Consider the following 21,357-nt stretch of genomic DNA (forward strand, 5'->3'; position numbering starts at 1 on the left):
CGCCAACTACCCACTTTTCCTCACGGAACTGACCGAAGCGCTCGACCTGCCCCGACCACAGCCGGCCACCGGCCAGGCGCGCGACGATGCCTACGTGTTCGAGCGCCGGGTGGACATCGCGCACGCCGATGGCAGCGTGACGCACGGCTTCATCGACCTATACCGGCGCGGCTGCTTCGTGCTGGAGGCCAAGCAAACCGGGCTGGACTTGGACAGCGGCGGCTGGGACCGTGCCATGCTGCGCGCGCACGCCCAAGCCGACGCCTACGCCCGCGCGCTGCCGGCCGACGAGGGCCGCCCACCCTTCATCGTGGTGGTGGACGTGGGCCGCTCCATCGAGCTGTACGCCGATTTTTCGCGCAGCGGCGCCACCTATGTTCCCTACCCCGACCCGGCGCACCACCGCATCCGGCTGGCCGACCTGCACCACGACGCCATCCGCCAGCGCCTGCGGCTGCTCTGGCTGGAGCCGCTCAAACTCGACCCCAGCCGCGAAGCCGCCCGCGTCACCCGCGCCATTGCCGACCAACTCGCTCGCCTGGCCAAGTCCCTGGAAGCCCAGGGCCACGCCCCGCAGCGCGTGGCGCACTTCCTCATGCGGGCGCTTTTTTGCATGTTTGCCGAAGACGTCGGCCTGCTCCCCCAGCAAGACGGCGTGGGCGCCTTCACCGGGCTGCTGCACAGCGTGCGCGATCGACCCGACGCCTTCGTCCCCGCCCTGCAACTGTTCTGGCAAACCATGAACCACGGCGGGTTCGATGGCCGGCTGCTCGCCCCCATCCGGCGCTTCAACGGCGGCCTCTTTGCCCACCCAGACGTCATCGCGCTGACACCCGAACAAATCGACCTGCTGCTGCAAGCCGCGCGCGCCGACTGGCGCCAGGTCGAACCCGCCATCTTCGGCACCTTGCTCGAGCGCGCGCTCGACCCCGCCGAGCGTCACGCGCTGGGGGCGCACTACACCCCGCGCGCCTACGTCGAGCGGCTGGTGTTGCCCACCCTCATCGACCCCCTGCGCGCCGATTGGCAGACCGTGCAAGTAGTCGCCAGCGCCGCCTTGCAGCAAGGCAAGCCGCAGCAGGCCATCGCCGAAGTGCGCGCCTTTCACCACCGCCTGTGCCACACGCGCGTGCTCGACCCCGCCTGCGGCAGCGGCAACTTCCTCTACGTGGCGCTGGAGCACATGAAGCGCCTGGAGGGCGAAGTGCTCAACCTGTTGGCCGACCTGGGCGACACCCAAGGGCGGCTGGAGATGGCCGGCCTCACCGTGGACCCGCACCAATTCTTGGGGCTGGAGGTCAACCCACGCGCCGCCGCCATTGCCGAGATGGTGCTCTGGATCGGCTACCTGCAATGGCATTACCGCATCCACAAGAGCCTGGACAGCCTGCCCGACCCCGTGCTGCGCGACTTTCACAACATCGAGCACCGCGACGCGCTGCTGGCCTACGACCGGGTGGAGCTCGAAACCGACGAGGCGGGCCGGCCACTGACGCGCTGGGACGGCCGCACCACCAAACCCCACCCCGTCACCGGCGAGCCGGTGCCCGACGAGACCGCGCGCGTGCCCATCGAGCGCGTCGTCAACCCGCGTCCAGCCACCTGGCCCGAGGCCGATTTCATCCTTGGCAACCCGCCCTTCATCGGCGACAAAGCCAAACGCCGCGCGCTCGGCGATGGCTATGTGGAGGCACTGCGCCGCACCTGGCCCGACGTGCCCGACTCCGCCGACTTCGTCATGGTCTGGTGGCACATCGCGGCGCTCGCCGTACGCGCGGGCCGCGCGCGGCGCTTTGGCTTCATCACCACCAACAGCATCCGTCAAACCTTCAACCGCCGCGTGGTGGAAGCGCATTTGAAAGCCCCGCAAAACCCCTTGAAACTGGCCTTTGCCATCCCCGACCACCCCTGGGTGGACGCCGCCGACGGGGCTGCCGTGCGCATTGCCATGACCGTGGGCTGCCGCGATGCGCGCGAGGGCCTGTTGCAGACCGTGATCGCCGAGCGCGACACGGGCGAGGACGCGCTCGACGTCACCCTCGCCACCCGCGAAGGGGTGATCCACGCCGACCTCACCATCGGGGCGGATGTGGCGGGGGCCGTGGCATTGGCCGCAAACGCGCGCATCAGCTCGAACGGCGTGATGTTGGCAGGCAGCGGGTTCATCGTGTCGCCAGAGGAAGCGACAGCGCTCGGCTTGGGCCAAGTGCCAGACTTGGAACGCCATATTCGCCCCTACCGCAATGGCCGCGACCTGACCGAAAAGCCGCGCGGTGTCATGGTCATTGACCTGTTCGGCCTCACCGCCGAGGAAGTGCGCAGCCGCTACCCGGCGGTTTTTCAGTGGGTGGTGGAGCGAGTCAAACCTGAGCGCGACCAAAACAACCGGCCCAAGCTCAAAAGGGATTGGTGGCTGTTTGCCGAACCGCGCAAGGGCTGGCGAGCGATGTCGGCTGGCTTGGCGCGGTACATCGCCACCGTCGAAACCGCCAAGCACCGCCTCTTTCAGTTCCTCGACGCCGCCATCCTGCCGGACCACAAGCTGATCAATATCGCGTTGGACGATGGTTTTTTCTTGGGCGTGCTATCCTCCCGAGTCCATGCGTTGTGGGCCATGCGAAGTGGAAGCTGGATGGGCGTCGGCAACGATTCCGTTTACGCCAAAACCCGCTGCTTTGAAACCTTCCCCTTCCCCGATGCCGACACCGGCCTGACCGATGCGCTGCGCGAGCGCATCCGCCACCACGCCGAGGCCATCGACGCGCACCGTAAGCGCGTGCTCGCTGCGCACGCCGAGCTCACCCTCACCGGCCTGTACAACGTGCTGGAGGCGCTGCGTGCGGGCCAGCCCCTGAGCCCCAAGGAGCAAGCCGTGCATCAGGCCGGGCTGGTGTCGGTGCTGGCCTCCTTGCACGACGAGCTGGACGAGGCGGTGCTGGCCGCCTACGGCTGGAGCGATCTGGCCGCGCCCCTGGTGGGCCGCCCCGGTGCCACCACGCCGCTGCCGGACAAGCCGCCCGAACAGGCCGCCGCCGAGGAGGAGCTTCTGGCGCGGCTTGTCGCCTGCAATGCGCGCCGCGCCGCCGAAGAGGCGCAAGGCCACGTGCGCTGGTTGCGCCCCGCCTACCAACACCCACACGGCCAAGCCGCCGTGCAAACCACGGTGGCGCTGGACGGCACCGACGAAGCCGCACCAGCCGCAGGCCCCAGCGCCACCGGGCCGCTGCCCTGGCCCCAGGCACTGCGCGAGCAAATCGCCGCGGTGCGGGCCGCGCTGGGGCCCACCCCGCAACCCGTAGCCACCCTGGTGGCGCGCTTCGTGCGCCGCCCACTGCCAGCGGTCGAAGCGGTACTGGCCGCGCTGGCCGATCTGGGCCTGGCCGTGCAAACCCCCGAGGGCTGGCGCGCGGGGTCGTGAGGGGGGCGACCATCTCGATGCCAAAGGCCGACGGCAACCGATAATCCACGCCATGAAGCGCAAGAAGCTGCCCATCGGCATCCAGACCTTCCGCGACATCCGCGAAGGGGGCTACTACTACGTCGACAAAACCGCGTTTGCGCACCGGCTGGCCACCACAGGCAAGTACTACTTCCTCTCGCGCCCGCGGCGCTTCGGCAAGTCGTTGTTTCTGGATACGCTCGCCGAACTCTTCGCGGGCAACGAACCCCTCTTTCGCGGGCTGTACTGCCACGACAAGTGGGATTGGGCGAAGAAACACCCGGTCATTCGCATCAGCTTCGGCGGGGGGCGGCTGGAGAGCCGAGAGCAGCTCGAACGGCGCATCGACGACCTGTTGCGCATCAACCAAGAATCGCTCGGTATCAGTTGCCCGCCAGGCCTGGACATCCCCGGCCGCTTCGGCGAACTGATCCGGCGTGCCGAACACCGGTTTGGCCAACGTGTGGTCATCCTGGTCGATGAATACGACAAACCCATCCTGGACAACCTCACCGAGCCGGAGGTGGCGCGCGCCATGCGCGAGGGCTTGCGCAACCTGTACTCCGTCATCAAGGATCAAGACGCGCACATCCGGTTCGCGTTTCTGACCGGGGTGTCCAAGTTCAGCAAGGTCTCGATCTTCTCGGGCCTGAACAACCTGCGCGACATCACCGTCTCGGCGGAATACTCGGCCATCTGTGGCTATACGGAAGCAGACGTCGATACCGTCTTCGCGCCGGAACTGGAAGGACTCGACCGCCAGGCCATCCGCGACTGGTACAACGGCTACAACTGGTTGGGGGATTCGGTCTACAACCCCTTCGATCTATTGCTGTTCTTCCAGGAACGCGTCTTTCGCCCCTACTGGTTCGAGACGGGGACGCCCACGTTTCTCATCGACGTGCTCACCGAGCGTCGCTTCTATACCCCGCGCCTGGAGAAGGTCTTCGCCTCCGAAGCGCTGCTGTCGGCCTTCGACGTGGAGCGCCTGGCGCCGGAGGCGCTGCTGTGGCAGACGGGTTATCTCACCTTTCATGGGCAGCGGCAGGTCGGGGCGCGGATCGAATACCAACTGAGCTACCCGAACCTGGAGGTGGAAGCCAGTCTCAACGATGCGCTGCTCAAGGGACTGATGGGCGATGAATCGCAGGCCGAAATGGTCACGAGCCGCCTGTTTGTGGTGTTGCAAGAGGGGGCGCTCGATGAGCTGCACCGGCACATCGATAGCCTCTACGCCGCCATCCCGCACGACTGGTACCGCAACAACCCCATCGCGCAGCACGAGGGCTACTGGGCCAGCGTCTTCTACAGCCACATCGCGGCACTCGGGCTGGATTTGATCGCCGAAGACGTCACGAGCCAAGGCCGCATCGACCTGACGGTGAAGCTCCCGGAGCGCATCTACCTGTTCGAGTTCAAAGTGATCGAGCTGGAACCGGAAGGGAAGGCCTTGGCGCAACTCAAGGCCCGCGACTACGCTGCCAAATACCGCGCCGCGGGCGTGCCCATCCACTTGGTGGGCATCGAGTTCAGCCGGGACAGCCGCCGCGTGGTGGGGTTGGAGGTGGAAACACTGGCATGACGCACGAAGGGGCGCGGGATCGGCGGTCGCCCATGAATGGATATGGCCACAGCGGTTGCTCGAATGAAGATTTCAAAGGCCACCGCTGACGGTCAATCATCATCCGGGACGGGACAGCTATCGTCGATCGGTGTCATCGGCAGGGGCACACCGCGCCGCTCATCGAGATGCGGCAACGGCTTGCAACTCGACACGCGCTTGCCGCAGAACGCTCCAAGCGGCGCTGAGCGCCAAAGCGCCCATGATCGAGGCCACCGCCACGTCGGGCCAGCCCTGGCCGGTGCCAAAGACGCCCAGCGCCGCCGCCATCACGGCCACGTTGCCGATGGCATCGTTGCGGCTACACAGCCACACCGAGCGCATATTCGCGTCGCCCTCGCGCCAAGCATAGAGCATCACCGCCACCGACACGTTGGCCAGCAGCGCCAAGGCGCCCACGACGCCCATCGTCAACGGCTCGGGCACCCCGCCGGTGGCGATCGTCCACGCCGCGCGGGCCAGGACGAACACCCCAAATGCGCCCATGGTCAGACCCTTGAGCGCCGCCGCCCGAGCCCGCCACGCCAGCGACAGGCCCAGCACCGCCAGTGACACGCCGTAGTTGGCCGCATCGCCAAAGAAGTCGATCGCGTCCGCCAGCAGCGACACCGACCCCGCGCGCCAGCCACTGACCAACTCGACGACGAACATCGCCGCGTTGATCCACAATGCCGCCCAGAGGATACGGCGATAGCGAGGATTGGCCGTCGCCGCTGGCGCGGCGCATCCGGTTTCACAGCACGAATGACTCATTTCGATAGCCCCCCAAAAGTTGGGACGATCCGATTGGAAACCTTGTAGCCACTTCAGGGTCAAGTTATCATGATGAAAATCGGTGAACTGGCAGCCGCCACCCAAACCCCGGTCGAGACGATCCGCTTCTACGAGCGAGAAGGCCTGCTGCCCCGCGTCGCGCGCAGCGCCAACAACTACCGCTCTTATGGGCCAGTGCATCAGCAACGGCTGACCCTCATTCGACACTGCCGTACGTTGGGCATGTCGCTCGACGAGATTCGCGCCCTGTTGCGAGTACAAGACGATCCCCAGATGGATTGCGATGCCGTCAACGCCCTGCTCGACGAGCACATCGAGCACATCGCCACGCGTATTCGCGAGTGGCGCGCCCTGAAAAAGCAGCTGGAAGCGCTGCGGGAGCAGTGCAGCGGCGGCGGTCCCGCGTCGTCCTGCGGTATCTTGAACGAACTGGCACGGGCACCCGCCGTGCCCGGTGCCAGTGAGGTCGCATGCCCCGGGTTGGGGCGAGGCGCGGCCAGACAGCACGCCTAGCCGGGGTTGACGCCTACCGGGCATCCCCCCACAATAGTAGCCTGCTTTCGGCTGCGCGATGCAGCACCGGCGTGCTGCTGGTGAGTTTTTTTCTCGACATGTCAACGCTCAGATCCGCCCCCTTTCGCCAACAGCACCAGTCCATGCGCAAGTGCATCGAAGCGATGCGCAAGCATTTCAACCCCTTGCTGCTGCCCGCCAAGGCCAAGGAAGTGAGGCTGCAGTTGACGCAGTTGTTTGGCGAACTGGCGCAGTATCTGCAGGCCACGGGGAAGGACCTCTACCCCGCGTTGGCCGAAGCGCCAGACCCTGCAGCGCGGGCCGAGGCGGCACGCTTTTCGGCCGAGTTCAAACAGATGCTGCCTCGGCTGGCCGAGTTCAATCGGCGTTGGTCGTCGCCAGAGGCGATCCGTGCCCAGGCATCGTTGTTCCTCAAGGAGGCCAACGAGTTGCTGACGTGGCTGGAGCGCCGCTTCGCGGCCGAGAGCAGCGGGTTGCTGCCCTTGCTGGACCGGCTGGACGCCGCCAGCGCGACCCCCGCCAAGGTTCAATTGGCGCGCATCTGAGTCGCCACCGCCAGCCGGCGCACCCCTTCGCGGATGCGTTCCTCGTCCACCGTCGCAAAACTCAGGCGCAGCGTCGCGCGGTCGGGGTTGGCCGCATAGAACGGCGCCCCGGGCACGAACGCCACCCCTTGCTCGATGGCGCGCTGGGCCAGCAGCGCACCATCGGCACAGCCCCCATTCGCCCCCGTCAGCCGCGCCCAGACGAACAGGCCACCGCTGGGTGCCACGAAAGTGATGGCATCCCCCAGCTCCTGCCGCAGGGCTTGCACCATGGCCGCCGCGCGCTGGGCGTAGATGGCGCGCACCCGCGCCAGGGTCGCAGGCATGCGGCCCGCAGCCAAATACTGCGCCGCGGTGGCCTGGGCAAAGGTACTGGTGTGCGCATCGCTGAACTGTTTGCACATCGTCGCCTTGGCCAGCAGCAGCGGCGGGGCAATCAACCAGCCCACGCGCAAGCCAGGCGCCAGTACCTTGCTCAGGCTGCCACAGTGGGCCAGACAATCGCGGGCACCGGGCACTTCGTTGCTCAGCGCCAACAGGCTGGGCGGCGGCGGCGCGTCGAAGTACAGGTCGCCATAGGGATCGTCCTCCACGACCAGGGTGCGCGTGCGCACCGCCAGCTCCAGCACGCGTCGGCGGCGCTCCAGCGTCATCGTGGCACCGCTCGGGTTGCCAAAGGTCGGGATCAGGTAGACGAACTTCGGCCGGTGCTCCTCGATCAGTCGCTCGAGGAGATCGACATCGGCCCCCTGCCCGTCCACCGGCACGGTGATCAGTTCGGCCCCGTAGAGTTTGAAGCACTGGATGCTGGCCAAAAACGTGGGCGCCTCCACAATCACCTTGTCACCGGGCGAGATCAGCGTTTTACCGATCAGGTCGAGCGCCTGCTGGCTGCCGGTGGTGACGATCAAATCCGCGGGCGCAACGCCGGTCGCCCCTTTGGCGGCCATGTAGGCGGCCAGTTGCTCGCGCAGCGGGTCAAACCCCTCGGTCGCCCCATACTGCAGCGCCGCACCGGGGTGGGCAGACAACGCCGCCTGGGTCGCTTCTCGGATACCGTCCACATCGAACAGCGCCGAATCCGGAAATCCACCCGCAAAGCTGATGATGCCAGGCTTGTCCAGCAGCTTGAACAACTCACGGATGGCCGAAGTCTCGACATGGTCAAGGCGTGTGGCCAAGCGAATGGGATTGGTCGGCGCGGACTCGCTCGCGGCACAATTCGACATCATTGACTCTCCATCGAGGGGCAGCGGCGCTGATGCCGCCCCTTTTTTGACATGAAACCCCGCGACATCGAGGCTTTTTTTGCGACCCTGCAGGCCGAGCGCCCCTATCCGCAGACCGAGCTGGAGTATACGAGTGTGTTCGAGCTGCTCGTGGCGGTGATGCTCAGCGCCCAGGCCACCGACCGCAGTGTCAATGCGGCCACGCGACGGCTGTTTCCCGTGGCCAACACGCCACGGGCCATCCTGGCCTTGGGGCAGGAGGGGCTGGAATCGTACATCCGCACCATTGGCCTGTACCGCAGCAAAGCCCGCCACCTGCTGGCCACCTGCCAGCTGCTGCTGGAGCGCCACGGCGGCGAGGTGCCCCGTGATCGCGCCGCACTAGAGGCATTACCCGGCGTTGGGCGCAAAACGGCCAACGTGGTGCTCAACGTTGCTTTTGGCGAACCGACGATCGCGGTCGACACCCATATTTTTCGTGTGGCCAACCGCACTGGGCTGGCGCCGGGCAAGACCCCCCTGCAGGTAGAGCAGGCCCTGCTGCGACGGGTGCCGCCGCGCTACCGAGAAGACGCGCATCATTGGCTCATCTTGCACGGCCGCTACGTGTGCCAAGCGCGTACCCCCCGCTGCGCCCAATGTTCGGTGGCGGCGTGGTGCGACCACGCCAAGGCGGCCAGCCGTCGCCCGCGCAAGGGGGAGTGATGGCGCACACGCCGACCCTGCCCTGGCTGGATCCGGGCGATCCCTTCCCGCCCGTGGAGCAGGCATGGGGGCCGCGCGACCCCATACCGGGGCTGCTGGCCGCTGGAGGAGCGCTGGATACGCCCACCCTGCTGGCGGCGTACCGGCAGGGGATATTCCCGTGGTTCAGCGCGGATCAGCCCATTTTGTGGTGGAGCCCCGACCCGCGCATGGTGCTGCGTCCCGAGCGTTTTCACTTGAGCCATTCACTGCGTAAGTCGCTGCGCAGCGGGCTACGCCAGGGCCGGTTGCAGATCCGGTTCGACAGCGCGTTCGATGCCGTGATCCAAGCCTGCGCCCACACCCCACGCCCGGGGCAAGACGGCACGTGGATCGTGCCAGCGATGATCGATGCCTACAGCGCCCTACATCGCGCGGGCCATGCGCACAGCGTCGAGACTTGGTGGGACGGGCGCTTGGTGGGCGGCCTGTACCTGGTCAACATCGGCCGCGCGGTGTTTGGTGAGTCCATGTTCAGCCTGCGCACGGATGCCTCGAAGATGGCGCTGGCGGCGTTGGTGGCGGCTTGTCGCACGTGGGGGGTTCCCCTCATCGACTGCCAGCAGGCCACGCGCCACCTCGCCTCGTTGGGGGCTGCGCCCGAAGCACGCGACGCCTTCGTCCGTGCGGTCGCTCGGGCCATCGACGCACCCGCGCCCGAGTGGCGTTGGGATTGCCTATACTGGGACGCATTGTGGCCGGATGCACCGCTGCCACCCTGCTCTACCCCCTGACCGACGGACGCCCCTGCCGTGACCCGACTGCAAGAGCTGCCCCTGACCGCCGTGCAGTTCTACGCCACGGCACCTTATCCCTGCAGTTACCTGCCGGATCGCCTGGCGCGCTCGCAGGTCGCCACCCCCAGCCATCTGATCGTTGGCGAAACGTACTCCCAACTGGTGGCCAGCGGCTTTCGCCGCAGCGGCCTGTTTACCTACCGCCCGCGCTGTGATGGCTGCCAAGCCTGCGTGCCCCTACGGGTGCGCGCGGCCGAATTTACGCCCAACCGAGCCCAGCGCCGTACCTGGCGCCAGCACGCGCACCTGCAGGCGCGCGTCATCCGGCTGGGCTACTCGCCGCAGCACTACGAGCTGTACCTGCGCTACCAACGCAGCCGCCACCCCGGCGGCGGCATGGACCAGGATGACGTCGAGCAGTACACCCAGTTTTTGCTGCAAAGCCACGTCAACTCGCGCCTGGTCGAGTTCGTGCTGCCCGCAGCGAACGATCACCCCGAACGGCTGCTGATGGTGGCACTCATCGACCTGATCGACGATGGCCTGTCGGCGGTGTACACGTTCTACGATCCTGACTGGCCGGGGTCACTGGGCACCTACGGCGTGCTGTGGCAGATCGAGCAAGCACGCCGGCTGAATCTGCCCTACGTCTATCTGGGCTATTGGATCGCCGAAAGCCCGAAGATGACCTACAAGGCGCGCTTTCGGCCGCATGAGCTGTACCAGGAGGGGCGCTGGCGTTTGAGTCTTTGAGGTCGCGCCGGGATTTCATCTCGTAAAATGGATGCACATCATCCGAGCGACCATGCGCCCTTCGACCGATACGCCCCACCCTCAACCCAGCGTGCAGGTACTCGAGCGTATGTTTGCGCTGCTCGATGTGCTGGCCCGCCACGAGGACCCCGTCTCGCTCAAGACATTGGGCGAAGAGACAGGGCTGCACCCATCCACCGCCCATCGCATCCTGAATGACCTGGCCATCGGGCGATTCGTGGACCGCCCCCAACCGGGCATGTACCGGCTTGGCCTGCGACTGCTGGAATTGGGCAACCTGGTCAAGGCCCGACTCGACGTGCGCGAGGTGGCGCTGGGCCCCATGCGCGAGCTGCACCGCCAGATCCAGCAACCCGTCAATCTGAGCGTGCGCCAGGGTGACGAGATCGTTTACATCGAGCGCGCCTACAGCGAGCGTTCCGGAATGCAGGTGGTGCGCGCGATCGGCGGGCGCGCCCCGCTGCACCTGACGTCGGTGGGCAAGCTGTTTTTGGCGCAGGAAGACCCGCAGCGGCTGCGCGCCTATGCGACGCGCACGGGCCTGGCTGGCAACACCCCGAACAGCATCACCCAATTGCCCGCGCTGGAAAAAGAGCTGGCGCTGTGCCGCCGACTGGGCGTGGCACGCGACAATGAAGAACTCGAACCCGGCGTGCGCTGCATGGCCGCTGGCATCTACGACGACCAAGGCAGGCTGGTCGCGGGACTGTCGATTTCAGCCCCCGCCAATCGCATCGATGAGAGCTGGCTGCCCAAATTGCAAGCCACCGCGGCGCGCATCAGCGCCGCATTGGGTTATACGCCGACGCGCCCTTGACCCTGAGGCAGCGACTGTTCGAGCCAGTGCAGCAGCCGCTCGGCGTCGGTCCAGCGGGCCGACGAATCCGCCGCATCCATCAACACCATGATCAAGTTTCGCCCCGCCAGCCGCACCTGCATCGCGACACAGCGCCCCGCTTCGCGAATGTAGCCGGTCTTTTGCAGCAGAATATCCCAGCTACTCTCACGCACCAGCTTGTTGCTGTTGCGGTACTGAACGACGCGCCGGCCACTGGCCAGCTCGTACGACGGCGCGGTGCTGAGCTCGCGCAACATGGGCCGCTCTGCCGCCGCTGCCACCAGCCGCGCCAAGTCGCGCGGGCTGGAGCGGTTGTCAGGCGACAGCCCTGTGGGCTCGACGAAACGCGTCTGGGTCATGCCGATCTCGGCCGCCTTGCGGTTCATCGCCACGACGAACGCCCCGACACCGCCTGGATAAGTCCGCCCCAACGCATGGGCGGCGCGGTTCTCGCTGGACATCAGCGCCAAATGCAGGGCCTCACCCCGGGTCAGCCGGGTGCCGACCGCCAGCCGCGAGCCGCTGCCCTTGATGCGGTCGACATCCTCCTCTGTAATAGTGAGTACCTCATCCATCGGCAGGTTGGCATCGGCGATGACCAAGCCCGTCATCAGCTTGGTCAGCGAGGCAATCGGCAGCACAGCGGCGTCGTTCTTGCCGACCAGCACGGCGTTGGTGTCACGGTCGATCACCAAGACGGCTTGAGAATGCAGATAGGCGGGATCGAGCGCCTGCGCCGCGGGCGCTGGGGTCGAAGCGGCGTCGAAAGATGCCATCGCGAGTCCCGCGGCTGCCGCCGCAGGCACCAGCGCAGATGGACGGGGCGCCAATGTATTCGAGTCGCGCGCGACACGGTCGGTCACGGCCGGGGCGCGCCTGGGCACGTCCGCCTTGCGGGCTTGGAGCTTCTGCTGGTTTGTTTTCTTGGCCTTGGCGCGGGCTGCTGCCTTGGCACGCGGTTTGGCCGGCGCCTCGGCGCGATCCGCCTTGGCTACCTTCACGGGCTTGCGCGGCGCCGCCTCGCACATGGCTGGGGGTAGTGTCAACCCCAACGCCACCAGCACGGTGGCCAGCGTACGCAACCCCGCGGTCGGGATGATGCTCATGGTGTCGGCCCCATTGGTTGACGACAATGGCATCAGTATAGGCCACGCCCCGGCGAAAACGTGCTTCTCGACAGCGCGTTAGACAAATTTTTTGAGGGTTCGATGCAACACCGGGCCGACCGCCCCATCGGCCCGGCGCGCAACTCGCCTACTCAGCCCTGCGCCGCCACCCGATCGACCTTGCTGTGCAACTTGGTCAGGGCCGAGAGGTAGGCCTTGGCCGAGGCCACGACGATATCCGGATCGGCCCCTACGCCATTGACGACGCGCCCGCCATGCTGCAAGCGAATGGTGACCTCGCCCTGCGACTCGGTGGAGCCGCTGGTGATGGCGTTGACCGAGTACAGCAGCAGCTCCGCCCCGCTCTTGACGTGCGATTCGATCGCCTTGATGCTGGCATCCACCGGGCCGTTGCCGTCCGCTTCACCCACGTATTCCTTGCCGTCGATGGTGAAGACCACGCGCGCGTGCGGTCGCTCTCCCGTCTCGGAGTGCTGCGACAGCGACACCAGGCCGTATTGCTCTTTTTCGGGCGTCACGCTCTCATCGCTGACCAAGGCGATGATGTCCTCATCGAAAATCTCCGCCTTGCGATCCGCGAGCTCCTTGAATTTGGCAAACGCCGCGTTGAGCTCGGTCTCGGACTCCATCTCGATGCCGAGCTCTTGCAGACGTTGTTTGAACGCGTTGCGGCCGGAGAGCTTGCCGAGCACGATCTTGTTGGTACTCCAGCCCACGTCCTCGGCACGCATGATCTCGTAGGTGTCGCGGGCCTTGAGCACCCCGTCTTGGTGAATGCCGCTGGCGTGCGCGAATGCGTTGGCACCGACCACGGCCTTGTTGGGTTGCACCACGAAGCCGGTGGTTTGGCTCACCAGTCGGCTGGCGGGCACGATTTGCGTGGTGTCGATGCCCACCTCCAGCCCGAAGTAGTCGCGCCGCGTCTTGACTGCCATGACCACTTCTTCCAGCGCGCAGTTGCCGGCGCGCTCGCCCAAGCCGTTGATGGTGCACTCCACCTGGCGCGCGCCGCCGATCTTGACCCCGGCCAGCGAGTTGGCCACCGCCATCCCTAAGTCGTTGTGGCAATGCACACTCCAAATCGCCTTGTCCGAATTGGGGATACGCTCGCGCAGCGTCTTGATGAACTGGCCGTACAGCTCCGGCACCGCGTAGCCGACCGTGTCGGGGATGTTGATGGTGGTGGCGCCCTCGTCGATCACCGCCTCCAGCACGCGGCAGAGGAAGTCAAGCTCGGAGCGGTAGCCGTCCTCGGGAGAAAACTCCACATCCGGACACAGGTTGCGCGCAAACCGCACCGCCAGCCGCGCCTGCTCGTACACCTGATCGGGCGTCATGCGCAGCTTTTTTTCCATGTGCAGCGGACTGGTGGCGATGAAGGTGTGGATGCGCGCCCGATTCGCACCGCGCAACGCCTCGGCTGCACGCGAGATATCGCGGTCGTTGGCACGCGCCAGCGAACAGACCGTGGAGTCCTTGATGGTGTCGGCGATCGCCTTGACCGCCTCGAAATCGCCATTGGAGCTGGCGGCAAACCCGGCTTCGATCACGTCGACGCGCAGCCGCTCGAGCTGGCGCGCGATGCGCAGCTTTTCCTCTTTGGTCATGGAGGCGCCGGGCGATTGCTCGCCGTCGCGCAACGTGGTGTCGAAAATGATGAGCTTGTCGGTCATGGCGGAAACTCCTACAGGGATGGCTGCGGCCCCCATCCCGGCTGCGCGGTCGGCAAAACAAACGGCCCGCAGCGGGATGGCATGCGGGCCGTGGGGGTTAGGTTGCGCGCGCTAAACCGCCTGCCCGCCATGGGGTAGGCGCAGTAGGCGATTCAGCAAACGGTCCATGGGCGCAATGTATCACAAGCCGGGACTCCCAGCCCATGAACACCTTCCATCGCCGCGATAGGTCAAACCCATGGGTTACTCGTGCAGGCCGCGCTCGTCAGGCTCATCGGTGGACGTGCTGACCACGCTCACCGGACGCCCCTTGGCCTTGCGCACCGCATAGACGACATAGCCCGACAGTCCATAGAGCACGAACAGCACGAACAGGACCACTGGCGGGTGGATGTTGATGATGGCGATGCCCAGGGCGATGAGGACCAACGTCGCAAATGGCACGCTCTTTTTCAGGCTCAGGTCCTTGAAGCTGTAGAAGGGCACGTTGGTGACCATGGTCAGCCCCGCGTACAGCGTCAGGGCGAACAGCCCCCACTGCAGCCCATCGCCCGTGTGCCCCGCATCGGTGGCCAACCAGATGAAGCCGGCCACCAGCGCGGCGGCGGCGGGCGATGGCAGCCCTTGGAAATAGCGCTTGTCCACCACGTGGGTGTTGACGTTGAACCGCGCCAGCCGCAGCGCTGCGCAGGCGCAGTACACGAAGGCCGCGATCCAGCCCCAGCGCCCCAGATCGCGCAACGCCCACTCGTACGCCACCAGGGCGGGGGCGGCGCCGAACGACACCATGTCCGACAGCGAGTCCATCTGCTCGCCAAACGCACTCTGGGTGTGCGTCAGGCGCGCGATGCGCCCGTCCAGGCTGTCGAGCACCATGGCCACGAAGATCGCGGTCGTGGCCAAGTCGTAGCGGCCGTTCATGGCCATGACGATGGCGTAGAACCCGCCAAACAGCGCAGCCAGCGTGACCAGGTTGGGCAACAGGTAGATGCCCTTGGAGCGGCGAGGCGTGGGCGCCTCGAGGGAATGTTCGGTTTCTTCGATCATGAGCAAGCAGCAGGCCAAACATGCACCCCGGCCGAGACTCTGATGGCAGACTCTGCCGGGTGCGCAAGTGTACGCCCGCGCGGGCTCAGTTGCGGCTCTGGTCGACCAGCTTGTTCTTGGCGATCCAGGGCATCATGGCGCGCAACTGAGCGCCGACGACCTCGATCGGGTGCGCGGCCAGGTTGCGGCGACGCGCCGTCATGCTGGGGTAGTTCAGCCGCCCTTCCTGGATAAACATTTTGGCGTAGTCGCCGTTTTGGATGCGCTCCAGCGCGCGGCGCATGGCTTTGCGCGATTCCTCGTTGATCACCTCGGGGCCGGTCACATACTCACCGAACTCCGCGTTGTTGGAGATCGAGTAGTTCATGTTGGCGATGCCGCCCTCGTACATCAGGTCGACGATCAGCTTGAGCTCGTGCAGGCACTCGAAATAGGCCATCTCGGGCGCGTAGCCAGCCTCGACCAGCGTCTCGAAGCCCATCTTGACCAGCTCCACCGCGCCGCCACACAGCACCGCCTGCTCGCCAAACAGGTCGGTCTCGGTTTCTTCCTTGAACGTGGTCTCGATGATGCCCGCCTTACCACCGCCGTTGGCCATGGCGTAGCTCAGCGCCAGGTCACGCGCCTTGCCGCTCTTGTCCTGGTGCACGGCCACCAGGTGTGGCACACCGCCGCCTTGCAGGTAAGTGGAGCGCACGGTGTGACCGGGCGCCTTGGGCGCCACCATCCACACGTCCAAGTCGGCGCGCGGCACCACTTGGTTGTAGTGCACGTTGAAGCCGTGCGCGAACGCCAGCGACGCCCCCTGGCGGATGTGGGGCTCGACGTTGGCCTTGTACACATCGGCGATTTGCTCGTCCGGCAGCAGCATCATGACCACGTCGGCGGCCTTGACCGCATCGTCGACCTCCATGACGGTCAGGCCGGCTTTTTCGGCTTTGGCCCACGAGGCGCCCCCTTTGCGCAGGCCGACGACGACACGCACACCGCTGTCGTTGAGGTTTTGCGCGTGCGCATGGCCCTGGCTGCCGTAACCGATGATGGCCACGGTCTTGCCCTTGATGAGGCTGAGGTCACAATCCTTGTCGTAAAAAACTTTCATTGCTTGGGCTCCAGTGAGATACGGGGCAGGGTGGGGTCAGACCCGGAGGATGCGCTCGCCGCGGCCAATGCCACAGGCGCCGGTGCGCACCGTCTCCAGAATCGCGCTGCGGTCGATCGCCTGTAGGAAGGCGTCGTTCTTTGCCTGGTCACCGGTGAGCTCGATGGTGTAGCTTTTTTCGGTGACGTCGATGATGCGGCCGCGGAAGATGTCGGCCATGCGCTTCATCTCCTCGCGTTCCTTGCCGACGGCGCGCACCTTGACGAGCATGAGCTCGCGCTCGGTGTACGCGCCTTCGGTCAGGTCCACGACCTTGACGACCTCGATCAGGCGGTTGAGGTGCTTGGTGATCTGCTCGATGATGTCGTCCGACCCCGTGGTCTGGATCGTCATGCGCGACAGCGACGGATCCTCGGTCGGTGCGACGGTGAGCGACTCGATGTTGTAGCCTCGTGCCGAAAACAGCCCGACGACGCGCGACAGGGCTCCGGCCTCGTTTTCCAGCAAAACGGCGATGATGTGTTTCATGGGCGATTCCTCTTTTCGCCAACGTGCAGGCCCGGGGCCTGCACCGCCCTCCCCCACGCCCGGTAAGGCGTGGGCTTGGCGGGCGATAGATTCCTCAAAAAGTGGATGATGCTGCGCGACCCACGCCGGGCCGCGCTGCGCGATGGTCACAGATCCTCACTGCCCAACAGCATCTCGGTGATGCCCTTGCCCGCCTGGACCATGGGCCAGACGTTTTCGGTCGGGTCGGTGCGAAAGTCGATGAACACCGTGCGGTCTTTGAGTTTACGCGCCTCGCGCAGGGCCGGCTCGACGTCCTGCGGCCGCTCCACCAGCAGCCCGACGTGCCCGTAGGCCTCGGCCAGCTTGACGAAGTTGGGCAGCGCGTCCATGTACGAGTGGCTGTAGCGACCGGAGTATTCGATTTCCTGCCACTGCCGCACCATGCCGAGGTAGCGGTTGTTGAGCGACAGCACTTTGATCGGCGTGTTGTACTGCAAGCAGGTGGACAGCTCCTGGATGCACATCTGCACCGAGCCTTCGCCCGTGACGCAGTACACCTCGGCCTCGGGCTTGGCCAGCTTGATGCCCATGGCATACGGGATGCCCACGCCCATGGTACCCAGGCCACCCGAGTTGATCCAGCGCCGCGGCTGGTCGAACTTGTAGAACTGTGCCGCCCACATCTGGTGCTGGCCAACGTCGGAGGTGATGTAGGCCTCGACGTCTTTGGTCATGTTCCACAGGGTTTCGATGACCATCTGCGGCTTGATGACCTCGGTGTTGTGGCGGTCGTACTTCAGGCAGTCGCGCGCACGCCAGCCTTCGATCGTCTTCCACCAATCCGCGAGTGCCTGCTCGTCCGGGCGCAGGGGGCTTTCGCGGATCATGGCGATCAGCTCGGGGAGCACGTCCTTGACGTCGCCCACGATCGGCACGTCCACCTTGACGCGCTTGGAGATGCTCGACGGGTCGATGTCGATGTGGATGATCTTGCGCTCGTTTTGCGCGAAGTGCTTGGGGTTGCCAATGACGCGGTCGTCGAAGCGCGCCCCCACCGCCAACAGCACGTCGCAGTTTTGCATGGCGTTGTTGGCTTCGAACGTACCGTGCATGCCCAGCATGCCCAGGAAGCGCCGATCGGTGGCCGGAAACGCCCCCAGCCCCATCAGTGTGTTGGTGACCGGGTAGTTCAGCAGGTCCACGAGCTGACGCAGCTCCGCCACCGCATTGCCCAAAATGACGCCACCACCCGTATAAATGTAGGGCCGCTTGGCCGTCAGCAGCAGTTGCAGCGCCTTGCGGATTTGCCCGCCGTGCCCCTTGCGCACCGGGTTGTACGAGCGCAGGGCGATGCTCTCTGGGTACCCGGTAAACGTGGTCTTTTTGAACGAAACGTCCTTGGGGATGTCGATCACGACCGGTCCGGGGCGGCCGGTGCGCGCGATGTGAAACGCCTTTTTGATGGTGACGGCGAGATCGCGCACGTCCTTGACCAGGAAGTTGTGCTTGACGATCGGGCGCGTGATGCCGACGGTGTCGCATTCCTGGAACGCGTCCAGACCGATGGCGGCCGTGGGCACCTGCCCGGTGATGATCACCATCGGGATGGAGTCCATGTAGGCGGTGGCGATGCCCGTGATGGCGTTGGTCACCCCCGGCCCGCTGGTCACCAGCGCCACACCCACTTCGCCCGTCGCGCGGGCGTAGCCGTCGGCGGCATGCACAGCGGCTTGCTCGTGCCGCACCAGCACGTGCTGGATGGTATCTTGCTTGTACAGCGCGTCGTAGATGTAGAGGACGGCGCCACCGGGGTAGCCCCAGATGTATTGAACGCCTTCTGCCTGCAGGCAGCGCACGAGAATCTCGGCGCCCATCAGCTCCTCAGCGCACGCCTGACCCGCTGCGGCGGCGGCAGACGCGACTTCGGCCTTGTTGATTTCCATGACTGACAACCTTTCAGTATTTCTCTGACGAAAAACCTCCGGTGCCCCTGGGTCACGCCCTTGTGAGGCGGCTTTGGGACTTGAGGCCAAGGCCATGGCGGTCGATCCGCGACCTTGACCCGTTTCGGTGTGGCAATGGGTTGATACCAGCTCGCATTATGGCACTGCAGCGCGCTTTTGGCACTGCGGGACACCGCTTTTTTGTTTTGCGCGGCCCCACCGCCCTGACCAGCAGGGCACCGACTCACCCATGAGACAATGCGGTCGATAACGGTTCCTGACCGCCCATCGCCCCCCGTTTCCCGCTGACCGTTGCGCATGCCGCCCCTGCCCGTAGACGCCACCCCCCCGCCCCTCCGCCTGATCGCCCCGTCGCTGCCCCGGCGCATGGCGTGCTGGCTGTACGAGGGCATGCTGCTGTTCGGTGTGGTGTTCATCGCTGGTTATTTGTTTTCGGCGCTGACGCAGACGCGCCATGCGCTGGACAACCGACACGCGCAACAGGCATTTTTGTTCGTGGTGCTGGGCATTTATTTCACTTGGTTCTGGCACAAAGGCCAGACGCTGGCCATGAAGACCTGGCACATCCGTGTCGTCGACCGCTGGGGACGGCCGCTGACGCAGACACGCGCACTGTGGCGCTACGTGCTGTCGTGGTCCTGGTTCCTGCCACCGCTGGTGCTGCGTGAATGGCTGCAACTGCCCGCGCTGGAGGTGCTGGTGTTGCTGGGCGGCTGGATCGCGGTCTGGGCGCTGCTCGCGCGCTTTCACCCCGAACGCCAGTTCTGGCACGACGCCTGGGCCGGCACCCGGCTGGTGGACAGCCGCACCCATCCCACGAACGTCGCGTCATGACCCCGGACCTGCCCTCGTCTCCCTCGGCGGCCTTTTCGCTGTGCGTCTATTGTGGCTCGCGCCCAGGTGTGGACGGGCGCTTTCTGGCATTGGCCGAGCAAGTCGGCACCTGGATCGGCCGCCACGGCGGGCGACTGGTCTACGGTGGAGGCAACGGCGGATTGATGGGCCGGCTGGCCGACGCGACGTTGGCCGCAGGCGGCATCGTCATCGGAGTGATGCCGGAAAGCCTGGTGGAGCGCGAGTTTGCCAAGCGCGACTGCACCGAGCTGCACATCGTGCAAACGATGCACCAGCGCAAACACATGATGGCCGAGCGGGCCGACGCGTTCCTCGCGCTGCCCGGGGGGCTGGGCACGTTCGAAGAGCTGTTCGAAGTGTGGACGTGGCGCCAGCTGGGCTACCACGACAAACCCATCGGCCTGTTGAACGCCGACGGCTACTACGATGGCCTGCTGGCGTTTTTGACCCAGACCGTGCGCGCGGGCTTCGTGGGTGACTGGCAACTCGACCTGGTCACCGTCGAGCGCACACCCGAAGCGCTGCTGCCACGTCTGGTCGAGGCGGCGGGCTGGGCACCCACGGCCGACCTGCGGCGCATCTGACGGCGCTGGCCAGCGACGCCGGATCAGACCGCTTCGTCGTCTTCTTCGCCGGTGCGGATGCGGATGACCTTTTCCACCGGCGTCACGAAAATCTTGCCGTCGCCGATCTTGCCGGTGCGCGCCGCGCGCACGATGGCCTCGATGCAGCGCTCCACGTCGCCGTCACGCACCACGACGTCGATGCGCACCTTGGGCAGAAAATCGACCACGTATTCAGCGCCGCGGTAAAGCTCGGTGTGCCCTTTTTGGCGCCCGAAACCCTTGACCTCGGTCACCGTCAGCCCCGTCACGCCCTGCTCGGCCAGGGCCTCGCGGACCTCTTCGAGCTTGAACGGTTTGATGACGGCGGTGATCTGCTTCATGCGCGGCGACTCCGGATCGGTTGGTGGGGAAAGGGGTGACGCGAGCGTCTCGGTGCGGCCCCGAGCGCCCGCAGCGCGAAATCTACCACACCCCCCAACGGAATGACGGCGCGGGGTGTCAATCTTCGCGCATGACCCGCGCCCAGTCGATGACGACACCGGGTACACTGTGCGCCGCAGTCGTGCCGTGCAGCGCTTGCACCTCGGGCTTGCCGTAAGCCCCGTTCACCAGCAAATAGATGGTGACGATGTGGTCCACCGGATGCACGAGCCAGTACTCGCGCACGCCCACGCGCTCATACAGCGCGCGCTTGACGATGTGGTCGCGGCTGGCGCTGGCGGGAGACAGCACCTCGATGATCCAGTCGGGCGCCCCGCGACAGCCCTGCTCGTCGAGTTTGGTCTTGTCGCACACCACGCTGATGTCGGGCTGCACGACGGTGTCGATGTCGTCGTCACCCTCTTGAGCACGTGGCAGGCGAACGTCGAACGGAGCGATATAAGGCCGACATGGCGCGCCGTCGAGGGCGTCGGCGATCTGGCGCGCGAGTTCGAGTGTCACCTCCTGGTGCCGACGGGAAGGCGCCGGGGTCATGGCATAGGCGACGCCGTCGATCAATTCATAGCGCGCATCGTCGGGCCATCGGCGGTAATCGGCGTAGCGATAGTGTGGCGCTTGGGGTTGCGGCAGCCCCATGATCGTCTCCAGTTCATGCCCTACATCCGGGATTATGCGTCGTCCCCATCGGTTCGGCCAACCGTCAGGGACGTGCGAGAAACCGCGCGTCAGCCGCGCCAGCGGTTGGTGTTGGGGTAGCGCCAGTCCTTGCCAAAGCTGCGGTGCGTCACGCGAATCCCCACGGGGGCCTGGCGGCGTTTGTACTCGTTGATCCGAATC

The 21,357-nt window shown here is 65.8% G+C and carries 21 protein-coding genes; 10 read left to right on the plus strand and 11 right to left on the minus strand.

Going from position 1 to position 21,357, the window contains the following annotated elements:
* Both Q0716_RS00210 and Q0716_RS00215 read left to right on the plus strand, forming a co-directional pair.
* Positions 1–3,418, plus strand: a 3,418-nt coding sequence (locus Q0716_RS00210) for a DNA methyltransferase (protein ID WP_299018399.1), incomplete at its 5' end; no start/stop codon positions are given.
* A 52-nt stretch (positions 3,419–3,470) separates the two neighbouring features.
* A complete protein-coding gene (locus Q0716_RS00215) occupies positions 3,471–5,021 on the plus strand; it encodes an ATP-binding protein (RefSeq protein WP_299018402.1) in 1,551 nt (516 codons plus the stop codon).
* A gap of 159 nt (positions 5,022–5,180) precedes the next feature.
* Here Q0716_RS00215 and Q0716_RS00220 read toward each other — a convergent pair whose 3' ends face one another.
* Positions 5,181–5,813: a cation transporter gene (locus Q0716_RS00220; RefSeq protein WP_299018404.1), complete on the minus strand. Its 633-nt coding sequence runs from the start codon at positions 5,811–5,813 to the stop codon at positions 5,181–5,183.
* A gap of 72 nt (positions 5,814–5,885) precedes the next feature.
* Here Q0716_RS00220 and cadR point away from each other — a divergent pair, with 72 nt between their 5' ends.
* Positions 5,886–6,347: a Cd(II)/Pb(II)-responsive transcriptional regulator gene (gene cadR, locus Q0716_RS00225; protein WP_299018437.1), complete on the plus strand. Its 462-nt coding sequence runs from the start codon at positions 5,886–5,888 to the stop codon at positions 6,345–6,347.
* A 98-nt stretch (positions 6,348–6,445) separates the two neighbouring features.
* A complete protein-coding gene (locus tag Q0716_RS00230; RefSeq protein ID WP_299018406.1) occupies positions 6,446–6,913 on the plus strand; it encodes a hemerythrin domain-containing protein in 468 nt (155 codons plus the stop codon).
* Here the strand turns inward: Q0716_RS00230 and Q0716_RS00235 are convergent.
* A complete protein-coding gene (locus tag Q0716_RS00235; protein ID WP_299018439.1) occupies positions 6,895–8,100 on the minus strand; it encodes a PLP-dependent aminotransferase family protein in 1,206 nt (401 codons plus the stop codon). The two genes, Q0716_RS00230 and Q0716_RS00235, sit on opposite strands and share 19 nt — an antisense overlap.
* 93 nt (positions 8,101–8,193) lie before the next feature.
* Between Q0716_RS00235 and nth the strand changes: the two genes are divergently transcribed.
* From nth to Q0716_RS00255, 4 genes are read left to right on the plus strand one after another with little or no spacing between them, the layout of a single operon-like run.
* Complete coding sequence (gene nth / locus Q0716_RS00240; RefSeq protein WP_299018408.1) at positions 8,194–8,847, plus strand: endonuclease III; 654 nt, start codon at positions 8,194–8,196, stop codon at positions 8,845–8,847.
* On the plus strand, positions 8,847–9,620 hold the full coding sequence (aat, locus tag Q0716_RS00245) for a leucyl/phenylalanyl-tRNA--protein transferase (protein ID WP_299018410.1): 774 nt from the start codon (positions 8,847–8,849) through the stop codon (positions 9,618–9,620). Before nth ends, aat begins: the two co-directional genes overlap by 1 nt.
* 18 nt (positions 9,621–9,638) lie before the next feature.
* Positions 9,639–10,376, plus strand: coding sequence for an arginyltransferase (locus tag Q0716_RS00250; RefSeq protein WP_299018412.1), 738 nt, complete (start codon positions 9,639–9,641; stop codon positions 10,374–10,376).
* A gap of 52 nt (positions 10,377–10,428) precedes the next feature.
* Positions 10,429–11,214, plus strand: a complete 786-nt coding sequence (locus Q0716_RS00255) for an IclR family transcriptional regulator (protein WP_299018414.1) — start codon at positions 10,429–10,431, stop codon at positions 11,212–11,214.
* On the opposite strand, the gene Q0716_RS00260 is transcribed toward Q0716_RS00255, so the two are convergent.
* The 6 genes from Q0716_RS00260 to Q0716_RS00285 all read right to left on the minus strand — a co-directional run bounded on the left by Q0716_RS00260 (position 11,193) and on the right by Q0716_RS00285 (position 18,637).
* On the minus strand, positions 11,193–12,341 hold the full coding sequence (locus Q0716_RS00260; protein ID WP_299018416.1) for a serine hydrolase: 1,149 nt from the start codon (positions 12,339–12,341) through the stop codon (positions 11,193–11,195). The genes Q0716_RS00255 and Q0716_RS00260 overlap by 22 nt on opposite strands.
* Positions 12,342–12,493: 152 nt before the next feature.
* The gene (locus tag Q0716_RS00265; RefSeq protein WP_299018418.1) at positions 12,494–14,035 is read right to left on the minus strand and encodes a 2-isopropylmalate synthase; all 1,542 of its coding nucleotides are present in this window, start codon (positions 14,033–14,035) and stop codon (positions 12,494–12,496) included.
* Between the two features lie 243 nt (positions 14,036–14,278).
* A complete protein-coding gene (gene pssA / locus Q0716_RS00270) occupies positions 14,279–15,082 on the minus strand; it encodes a CDP-diacylglycerol--serine O-phosphatidyltransferase (protein WP_299018420.1) in 804 nt (267 codons plus the stop codon).
* 85 nt (positions 15,083–15,167) lie between these two features.
* Complete coding sequence (gene ilvC, locus Q0716_RS00275; RefSeq protein ID WP_299018422.1) at positions 15,168–16,184, minus strand: ketol-acid reductoisomerase; 1,017 nt, start codon at positions 16,182–16,184, stop codon at positions 15,168–15,170.
* Positions 16,185–16,220: 36 nt separating this feature from the next.
* On the minus strand, positions 16,221–16,712 hold the full coding sequence (ilvN, locus tag Q0716_RS00280; RefSeq protein ID WP_299018424.1) for an acetolactate synthase small subunit: 492 nt from the start codon (positions 16,710–16,712) through the stop codon (positions 16,221–16,223).
* 146 nt (positions 16,713–16,858) lie between these two features.
* Entirely contained in the window at positions 16,859–18,637 is a 1,779-nt protein-coding gene (locus Q0716_RS00285) for an acetolactate synthase 3 catalytic subunit (protein ID WP_299018427.1), read from the minus strand.
* A gap of 387 nt (positions 18,638–19,024) precedes the next feature.
* Between Q0716_RS00285 and Q0716_RS00290 the strand changes: the two genes are divergently transcribed.
* Complete coding sequence (locus Q0716_RS00290; RefSeq protein WP_366139699.1) at positions 19,025–19,492, plus strand: RDD family protein; 468 nt, start codon at positions 19,025–19,027, stop codon at positions 19,490–19,492.
* Complete coding sequence (locus tag Q0716_RS00295; RefSeq protein ID WP_299018431.1) at positions 19,489–20,097, plus strand: TIGR00730 family Rossman fold protein; 609 nt, start codon at positions 19,489–19,491, stop codon at positions 20,095–20,097. Before Q0716_RS00290 ends, Q0716_RS00295 begins: the two co-directional genes overlap by 4 nt.
* A gap of 23 nt (positions 20,098–20,120) precedes the next feature.
* Here the strand turns inward: Q0716_RS00295 and Q0716_RS00300 are convergent, their stop codons facing one another.
* The 3 genes from Q0716_RS00300 to Q0716_RS00310 form a co-directional block, all read right to left on the minus strand.
* Positions 20,121–20,459: a P-II family nitrogen regulator gene (locus Q0716_RS00300; RefSeq protein WP_299018433.1), complete on the minus strand. Its 339-nt coding sequence runs from the start codon at positions 20,457–20,459 to the stop codon at positions 20,121–20,123.
* A 118-nt stretch (positions 20,460–20,577) separates the two neighbouring features.
* Positions 20,578–21,156, minus strand: a complete 579-nt coding sequence (locus Q0716_RS00305; RefSeq protein ID WP_299018435.1) for a Uma2 family endonuclease — start codon at positions 21,154–21,156, stop codon at positions 20,578–20,580.
* 89 nt (positions 21,157–21,245) lie between these two features.
* Positions 21,246–21,357, minus strand: a 112-nt coding sequence (locus tag Q0716_RS00310; protein ID WP_299018441.1) for an NAD+ synthetase, incomplete at its 5' end; no start/stop codon positions are given.

It is taken from the genome of uncultured Tepidimonas sp. (assembly GCF_938045175.1).
GTDB lineage: Bacteria > Pseudomonadota > Gammaproteobacteria > Burkholderiales > Burkholderiaceae_C > Tepidimonas.

What these genes read in the sequence shown, in the direction of transcription:
- nth (WP_299018408.1), top strand. Translation starts at nt 8,194, where the DNA reads ATGAAACCCCGCGACATCGAGGCTTTTTTTGCGACCCTGCAGGCCGAG.
- ilvN (WP_299018424.1), bottom strand. Translation starts at nt 16,712, where the DNA reads ATGAAACACATCATCGCCGTTTTGCTGGAAAACGAGGCCGGAGCCCTG.
- aat (WP_299018410.1), top strand. Translation starts at nt 8,847, where the DNA reads ATGGCGCACACGCCGACCCTGCCCTGGCTGGATCCGGGCGATCCCTTC.
- Q0716_RS00290 (WP_366139699.1), top strand. Translation starts at nt 19,025, where the DNA reads ATGGCGTGCTGGCTGTACGAGGGCATGCTGCTGTTCGGTGTGGTGTTC.
- Q0716_RS00305 (WP_299018435.1), bottom strand. Translation starts at nt 21,156, where the DNA reads ATGGGGCTGCCGCAACCCCAAGCGCCACACTATCGCTACGCCGATTAC.
- Q0716_RS00265 (WP_299018418.1), bottom strand. Translation starts at nt 14,035, where the DNA reads ATGACCGACAAGCTCATCATTTTCGACACCACGTTGCGCGACGGCGAG.
- Q0716_RS00255 (WP_299018414.1), top strand. Translation starts at nt 10,429, where the DNA reads ATGCGCCCTTCGACCGATACGCCCCACCCTCAACCCAGCGTGCAGGTA.
- pssA (WP_299018420.1), bottom strand. Translation starts at nt 15,082, where the DNA reads ATGATCGAAGAAACCGAACATTCCCTCGAGGCGCCCACGCCTCGCCGC.
- Q0716_RS00300 (WP_299018433.1), bottom strand. Translation starts at nt 20,459, where the DNA reads ATGAAGCAGATCACCGCCGTCATCAAACCGTTCAAGCTCGAAGAGGTC.
- Q0716_RS00230 (WP_299018406.1), top strand. Translation starts at nt 6,446, where the DNA reads ATGTCAACGCTCAGATCCGCCCCCTTTCGCCAACAGCACCAGTCCATG.
- Q0716_RS00215 (WP_299018402.1), top strand. Translation starts at nt 3,471, where the DNA reads ATGAAGCGCAAGAAGCTGCCCATCGGCATCCAGACCTTCCGCGACATC.
- Q0716_RS00260 (WP_299018416.1), bottom strand. Translation starts at nt 12,341, where the DNA reads ATGAGCATCATCCCGACCGCGGGGTTGCGTACGCTGGCCACCGTGCTG.
- ilvC (WP_299018422.1), bottom strand. Translation starts at nt 16,184, where the DNA reads ATGAAAGTTTTTTACGACAAGGATTGTGACCTCAGCCTCATCAAGGGC.
- Q0716_RS00285 (WP_299018427.1), bottom strand. Translation starts at nt 18,637, where the DNA reads ATGGAAATCAACAAGGCCGAAGTCGCGTCTGCCGCCGCCGCAGCGGGT.
- cadR (WP_299018437.1), top strand. Translation starts at nt 5,886, where the DNA reads ATGAAAATCGGTGAACTGGCAGCCGCCACCCAAACCCCGGTCGAGACG.
- Q0716_RS00295 (WP_299018431.1), top strand. Translation starts at nt 19,489, where the DNA reads ATGACCCCGGACCTGCCCTCGTCTCCCTCGGCGGCCTTTTCGCTGTGC.
- Q0716_RS00220 (WP_299018404.1), bottom strand. Translation starts at nt 5,813, where the DNA reads ATGAGTCATTCGTGCTGTGAAACCGGATGCGCCGCGCCAGCGGCGACG.